The following is a 3,801-nucleotide window of genomic DNA, read 5'->3' as shown; positions in this document are numbered from 1 at the left end:
GATATATCAGAAAGAAATATCCTCAATTTGAGGTCATCAGTTCCCATGAGGTTACCCGGGAATGGCGCGAATATGAGCGTACGAGTTCAACTGTACTCTCGGCCTATGTCAAGCCGATTGCCACAAAATACCTGAACAATCTCACTGCAAATCTAGAGCAGTTGGGGTATCGCAACAACCTTTATATTATGCAATCCAACGGCGGTATAACCACCGTTGAAGATGTTAAGGCCAATCCAATAACCTTGATTGAATCCGGTCCTGCCAGCGGTATGCTGGGGGCTGTGGTTTTAGGCAACACCATAGGAAAAGAAAACCTTATCGTGCTGGATATAGGCGGTACCACAGCTAAGTGCTCACTTATTGAAAATGGGGCGTTGAAGATAGTCACTACCTATAATATTGAGCACACAAAAACCCAGGCAGGATTTCCTATCCTCACACCGGTCATAGATATTGTGGAAATCGGAAATGGAGGGGGAAGTATAGCATGGCTGGATGAAGGAGGAAAAATGAGGGTTGGTCCTAAAAGTGCAGGTGCGAATCCAGGTCCTGCCTCGTATGGGAACGACGGGACAAACTTTACGACCACAGACGCAAATGTGGTTTGCAACAGAATTCATAAGGATTACTTTCTGGGGGGGCAACAATTGCCAGACATGAACAGTCTGAAAAAAGCTGTGGCACCTTTATGTCAGGCTTTAGATATGGATTTGGAAGAAGTGGCCAGGGGAGTCATTCGTATTGCCAATTCCAATATGGTGAATGCCTTAAAAAGCGTATCGGTAAACAAAGGATATGACCCCAGGGACTTTTCCTTGGTGGTCATTGGAGGCGGCGGTCCCATGCATGGGGCATATCTGGCCGAAGAATTACAGATACCTGAAGTGATCGTTCCTTTGAATGCGGGCGTGTTTTCTGCCTTTGGCATGTTGATGTCTGATCTCAGGAGGGATTACATAAGGACTGAGGTAAGCGGGCTATCCCAGGACCGCACAGCACACATTCGAGGGACATTTAAGGAGATGGAGCAAGTGGGAATCGACGCTTATGTCCGCGACAACTACCAGCCGGGAGACATCCGTTTTGAGTATTATCTGGATCTGCGCTATGAAGGTCAGGAACACTCTGTAAAACTTCGGCTAGACCAAACCGATGAAATCGATATAGCACAAGTTGAAAGTAATTTTCATTTGCTGCACCAAAAACGTTTTGCTTTTGAATTAAAGGGTACGGGTATCGAAATTGTAAACTTTCATTTGGTAGCTGAAGTAGAGGTCAATAAACCGGTGATCGCAAAAATTCCTGTTACAGGAAAAATGCTTTCAGATGCCCTGTTGACAAAGGATAAAGTCGATTACGATGAGCTCGGTGTGCATTTAAGCACATTTTATGACCGGGAAGGATTGGAACCTGGCATGGAAGTTCCCGGGCCTGCAATAATTGTTGAAAGTTCCACTTCCACAGTTGTCCCGCCAAAACACCATATGACTGTGGATTCCTACGGTAATTTGATCATTTATAAAACTACGTAAGTCATGAGTATCAACAAATTCACATCAGATATCATTCAGGACTCCCTTATATCCATAGGTGAGGCCATGTTCGAAACCATACAACGAACCAGCATGAGCCCCATAATCTATGAGGCTTTGGATTATGCCGTGGGTATTACGGATGATGAAGGAAGACTTTTGGCACAGGGAAATGGAGTGATTACTTTCCTGGCAGCGATGAGTCTCGTCGTCGAAGAAACTTTGAAACGTTTTAAGGATGACCCCTTGAAGGAGGGCGATGTGGTCATGGCCAACACCCCGTATGTGGGCGGAGGCACCCACCTCTCCGATATAGCTATTATTACCCCTGTATTTTTCAAAGGTGAAATGGTGGCTTTTACGGTTAACAAATCCCATTGGACCGACATCGGGGGGACCAATCCGGGGTCCGTTTCTACGGTTTCAACCGAAATTTACCAGGAGGGTATCCATTTTCCTTTTGTAAAAATTAAGGAAGGTGGAAAATACAACCAGGGCATACTGAAAATGCTGGAAGCGAATGTTCGGCTTCCCAAAAGCACCCTAGGCGATTTGCACTCCGGCATAGCGGCCAATGATGTCGGTGCTGCCCGGATTATCAAGCTTATCGAAAAATACGGCCTTGATGCCTACCGACAGGCAGCAAAAGAGTTTATGGAATACGGTGAGCGCATCAGTTTGCAGGAGTTGCAAAAAATTCCCAGCGGGGTTTATGAAAATACGGGATGGATAGAGAACGATGGATTTGGAAATGGTCCCTTTCCAGTAAAACTAAAGGTGGAGATACGAAAGGACAGGATGATCTGCGATTTTACAGGATCGCATCCCCAACTGAAGGGCCCGCTCAATTTATCGAGAACAGGGTTGGAAACGGCGGTGAGAGCAGCTTTCAAGGCCATCACCACCCCAACGCTTCCCGCCAATAACGGATCTTTCAAACATGTGGAACTGATCTGCCCGGATAATACTGTGGTAAGTGCCAATTCACCCGCACCCATATCAGTGTATTACGAAGTGTTCCTGGTGGCGATAGACCTGCTGCTTAAAACCTTGGGGCCCATAGTTCCGGATAAGTTGCCTGCTGGTCATTTCAGGTCTGTTTGTGTCACGTATATATCCGGAATGCATCCGGTGACCAATGAATTCTATGTACAGGCAGAGCCCTTATCAGGAGGATGGGGTGCCTGTGCGTTCCATGATGGCAACAGGGGACAATTTTCTTATGCCCATGGGGAATCCTATAATATTCCTGCAGAAACACGCGAAAGGAAGTATGGGGTAATGGTTGAGGAATACGCCTTTCACAATGAAGGTGGTGGATATGGCGAATTTCAGGGAGGTAACGGACAGTATCTGACATTTAAGATCCTGTCCGAAGAGGCATATCTCACAGGTGCTTTTCTAGGGTACTCCATTCCCATGTGGGGGCTTTTAGGGGGCAAGGATGGAAGTTACAACTACTTCACCGTCATTCGTAAGGATGGAACTGAGGAAACTTACAATATTGTGACGAATGTCAGATTGGAAAGGGGGGACAGGGTCAAACTGGTTACAGCAACAGGGGGAGGTTACGGCAAGCCGGAATCCCGATCAAAAGAGAGGGTGGCCCGCGATGTTAAGAATGGATATATCACCGAGGAACAGGCCAGAGAACATTACAATTTTCAAGAGGTAGTTTAATGTCTCAGTTTCCTTGATCTGAATGCCTCAATGGATGATAAACTCAAAATAGGATTGTGATGGAACTAATACCAGTAATATTTCCAACGGAAAAGGAGGGGTATTTAAAGGACCTGGTCTACAAAACCAAAGACCAGGTCGGCGTGAGATGTGGTACCGTGGTATTGAAAAAAGGGGACAGGTTGCCTTTCAAGACTTTGGATTATAACGAAATCGCCTACCTGCTCTCCGGCAAATTATCAGTGTACACTAAAGATGGTCAAAAGGCGGAGATGAATGCCGGGGATATGATCTATTTAGACAAGGAGGAAATCAGGGAAACGGACACCTTGGAGGATTCCCGAATACTATTTTTCCTTTTTAAACAGGGAAACACAAAAGAAGATTAGGGATGGCGAGTTTGGTAAAACAGGGAGTAAGATTTTTTGACAGCCAGGTGCTGTTCTGGGAAAACCCCAGGGTAATAGAGCGCATCAGTTCGCTTTTGGTGCTCATCTTTGTGCTCTGTGGTATCTGCAGCTTTTTATTGCATGCAGATTTCCTTCATCTGGGGAAGCATTTCGATACTTTTTTTGTGCATCCCTTT

General features: G+C 45.8%; 4 protein-coding genes. All 4 read left to right on the top strand.

Going from position 1 to position 3,801, the window contains the following annotated elements; translation table 11 throughout:
• The coding region (locus ABYP73_RS12080; protein ID WP_372974496.1) for a hydantoinase/oxoprolinase family protein at window positions 1–1,535 on the top strand (1,535 nt) is incomplete at its 5' end.
• A 3-nt stretch (window positions 1,536–1,538) separates the two neighbouring features.
• The gene (locus ABYP73_RS12075; RefSeq protein WP_372974495.1) at window positions 1,539–3,215 is read left to right on the top strand and encodes a hydantoinase B/oxoprolinase family protein; all 1,677 of its coding nucleotides are present in this window, start codon (window positions 1,539–1,541) and stop codon (window positions 3,213–3,215) included.
• Window positions 3,216–3,274: 59 nt separating this feature from the next.
• A complete protein-coding gene (locus tag ABYP73_RS12070) occupies window positions 3,275–3,604 on the top strand; it encodes a cupin domain-containing protein (RefSeq protein ID WP_372974494.1) in 330 nt (109 codons plus the stop codon).
• Window positions 3,605–3,606: 2 nt separating this feature from the next.
• Window positions 3,607–3,801, top strand: a 195-nt coding sequence (locus ABYP73_RS12065; RefSeq protein ID WP_372974493.1) for a hypothetical protein, incomplete at its 3' end; no start/stop codon positions are given.

The organism is Muriicola sp. (assembly GCF_041567615.1).
In the GTDB taxonomy this organism is placed as follows: domain Bacteria; phylum Bacteroidota; class Bacteroidia; order Flavobacteriales; family Flavobacteriaceae; genus Muriicola.
The sequence above is the reverse complement of the archived record's forward strand: the minus strand, read 5'-3'. Positions and strand labels throughout refer to the sequence as shown.